At 70.9% G+C, this 2622-nt stretch carries 3 protein-coding genes; 1 reads left to right on the forward strand and 2 read right to left on the reverse strand.

What is annotated here, in order from left to right; all coding sequences use genetic code 11:
• Positions 1 to 102: 102 nt before the first annotated feature.
• On the reverse strand, positions 103 to 1746 hold the full coding sequence (locus tag ACFW2E_RS25775) for a M4 family metallopeptidase (RefSeq protein ID WP_384469446.1): 1644 nt from the start codon (positions 1744 to 1746) through the stop codon (positions 103 to 105).
• Positions 1747 to 1884: 138 nt separating this feature from the next.
• Here ACFW2E_RS25775 and ACFW2E_RS25780 point away from each other — a divergent pair, with 138 nt between their 5' ends.
• Entirely contained in the window at positions 1885 to 2298 is a 414-nt protein-coding gene (locus ACFW2E_RS25780; RefSeq protein WP_384469447.1) for a gamma-glutamylcyclotransferase family protein, read from the forward strand.
• Positions 2299 to 2475: 177 nt separating this feature from the next.
• Here the strand turns inward: ACFW2E_RS25780 and ACFW2E_RS25785 are convergent.
• The coding region (locus tag ACFW2E_RS25785; protein WP_384469448.1) for a molybdopterin dinucleotide binding domain-containing protein at positions 2476 to 2622 on the reverse strand (147 nt) is incomplete at its 5' end.

Below are 2622 nucleotides of genomic sequence, written 5' to 3' on the forward strand. Positions count from 1 at the left end.
GCGCGCGGGCGCGGCGGCCGGGGGGGCCCCGCGCCTGTTGGGGCCCTCGGCGCGGGGCCGCGCGGCCCCCCCGTCCTGTTCGTTTCGTCACCCGGCTCGGGATCAGCTCACGTTGACCGCGCTCCAGGCCGCCCCCACCGCGTTGTACTCCGTGCTGCCGGCGCCGTAGAGGTCCTTCGCCGCGTTCAGGGTGGCCGTTCGGGCGGCCTTGTAGTTCGTGGAGGACGTCATGTAGACCGTCAGCGCCCGGTACCAGATCTTGCCGACCTTGTCCCGGCCGATGCCGGTGACGGTCGAGCCGTTGTACGTGGGCGAGTCGTAGCTGACGCCGTTGATGACCTTCGCACCGCTGCCCTCCGCGAGGAGGTAGGCGAAGTGGTTGGCGACGCCGGAGGAGTAGTGGACGTCGAGGTTCCCGACCGACGAACTCCAGTAGTCCGCCGAGTTCCCGTCCTTGGACGGCTTGTCCATGAAGCGCAGGGCGGGCTTGCCGAAGCCGGGACGGACGATCTCCTCGCCGATGAGGTAGTCACCGGGGTCGGACGGGTTGTTCGCGTACCACTCGACCATCGTGCCGAGGATGTCCGAGGTGGCCTCGTTGAGCCCGCCGGACTCGCCCGAGTAGGTCAGCGCGGCCGTCTTCGACGTCACGCCGTGGGACATCTCGTGGCCGGCCACGTCCAGCGCGACCAGCGGCCCGAAGGTGGTGCCGTCACCGTCGCCGTACGTCATGCAGAAGCAACTGTCGTCCCAGAAGGCGTTGTTGTACTTGTTGCCGTAGTGGACGCGGTTGTACGAGCCCTTGCCGTCGCCCGCGATGCCGCTGCGGCCGTGGACGTTCTTGTAGTAGTCCCAGGTCTCGTTGGTGCCGTACTGGGCGTCGACCGCGGCCGAGGCCCGGTCGGAGTTGCTGCCCGTGCCCCAGTGGTTGTCGGCGTCCGTGAACAGCGTCGCGGGGGCCCGGACGAAGCAGATGCCGAAGAAGCACAGGTCGGTCTTGTTCTCCGCGTCACCGGTGTACGTGTTGCCGCGGGTCGGGTCCTTGAGCTGGTACGACGATCCGGACTGGGTCGTCTCCAGCGGCACGGTCCCGCTGTACAGCGACTGGCCGTCGCCGGTGGCGGTCTCGATGCTGTCCCAGGCGTCGATCTGGGCGCCGGTCCGCGCGTCGGTCAGCACCGTGCGGGCGACCGGGTTGCCGAGGGAGTCCTGGCCGGCCGCGTTGGTCCGCCAGGCCAGCTTGGGGGCGCCGTGCAGGGCGTCGACGACCAGCTCGGGCCTGGCCTTGATCCGCTTCAGGCCGTCGCCGAGGTTCGCGGCGCGCAGCGCGTTCACCGCGAGGCCGGCGGCCTTGGGCGCGGACAGCTTCGGGGTGATGGAGGCGAGGGATATCCGGCTCCTCGTGGCGCGGTTGGCACTGCGGTACGTGCCGTTCGGGGCCAGGTGCACCACGAAGTCACCACCGAGTACCGGGAGCCGGCGGTACGTGCGGTCGTAGCGGACGTGCTGGGTGCCGTCCTTGTCGACGACCACGTCGCGCACGGCGGTGTCCTGCGCGGACGTGAGCCCGAGGCTCGTGGCGTGCCGCACGAGCGCCGCGGCCGCGTTCTCGATCGCGGTGGCCCGGGTCGGTCTGCCGTCGGCGTGGGCGGCGGGGGAGAGTGCGGCGGCCAGCAGGGCCGCGGTGGTGGTGGCTATGCCGGCCGTGGCGAGACGGGATCCTCGGATGTGCCGTGTCCGACTCATCGGTCTCCTTGGGAAGGCGCCTCAAAGGCGTGGGGGTGGCGCTGATGTCGACTGAGATTTAAAGGGCCATGACATGTCATGTCCATAGCGCCTTCAAGGAGATGTGTGTGGGCTCGGAGGGGATGCAGAATCGTTCCTGTGATCCTTCCGTTCTTCGTCTACGGCACCCTTCGGCCCGGCGAGCCCAACCACGACCTGTTCCTCCGCGGCCGTACGCGCTCCGAGGAACCCTGCCGCCTCACGGACGCGGTGCTGTACGACGGCCCCGGCTATCCCTACGTCGTCGAGGAGCCGGGAGGAGCGGTGCGCGGGGAACTCGTGATCCCGCTGCCGGGGGAGTACGAGGAGCTGCTGGTCGCGCTGGACCGGCTGGAGGAGTACGCGCCCGGGGGCGCGCGGAACCTCTACGAGCGGGTCGAGCGGAAGGTCGTCCGGGAGCCCGGCGGGGCGGCGGTGAGCGCGTGGGTGTACGTCGCCGCGCCCACCGTGGCGGCACGGCTGCGGGAGCGGGGCACCCGGATCGAGAGCGGGGACTGGCGCGTGCGCCGCTAGGTCCTGTCGTCACATCCCCGTCGTCCGCCCGACGGGGAGGCCCGGCGACGTGACGGGGGTCCCCCTGATCGAGCGAGGCCGAGAGCCCGGGGGAGCGTGCAGGGCGTCGCCGGGCAGGCGGCAATCGGACGGCAGGGCCCAGGCGGGCCGGATCGCCGGGCGGTGCTCACGCCACGGTCAATTCCCCTCTGCGGAGCGGCCCTTCACCGACTCGACGCGTACCGCGCACGCCTTGAACTCCGGCATCCGCGAGGTCGGGTCGAGGGCCGGGTTGGTCAGGGTGTTGGCGCGGCCCTCGCCCGGCCAGTGGAAGGGCATGAACAC

The organism is Streptomyces sp. NPDC058964 (assembly GCF_042741275.1).
Classification (GTDB): Bacteria; Actinomycetota; Actinomycetes; order Streptomycetales; family Streptomycetaceae; genus Streptomyces.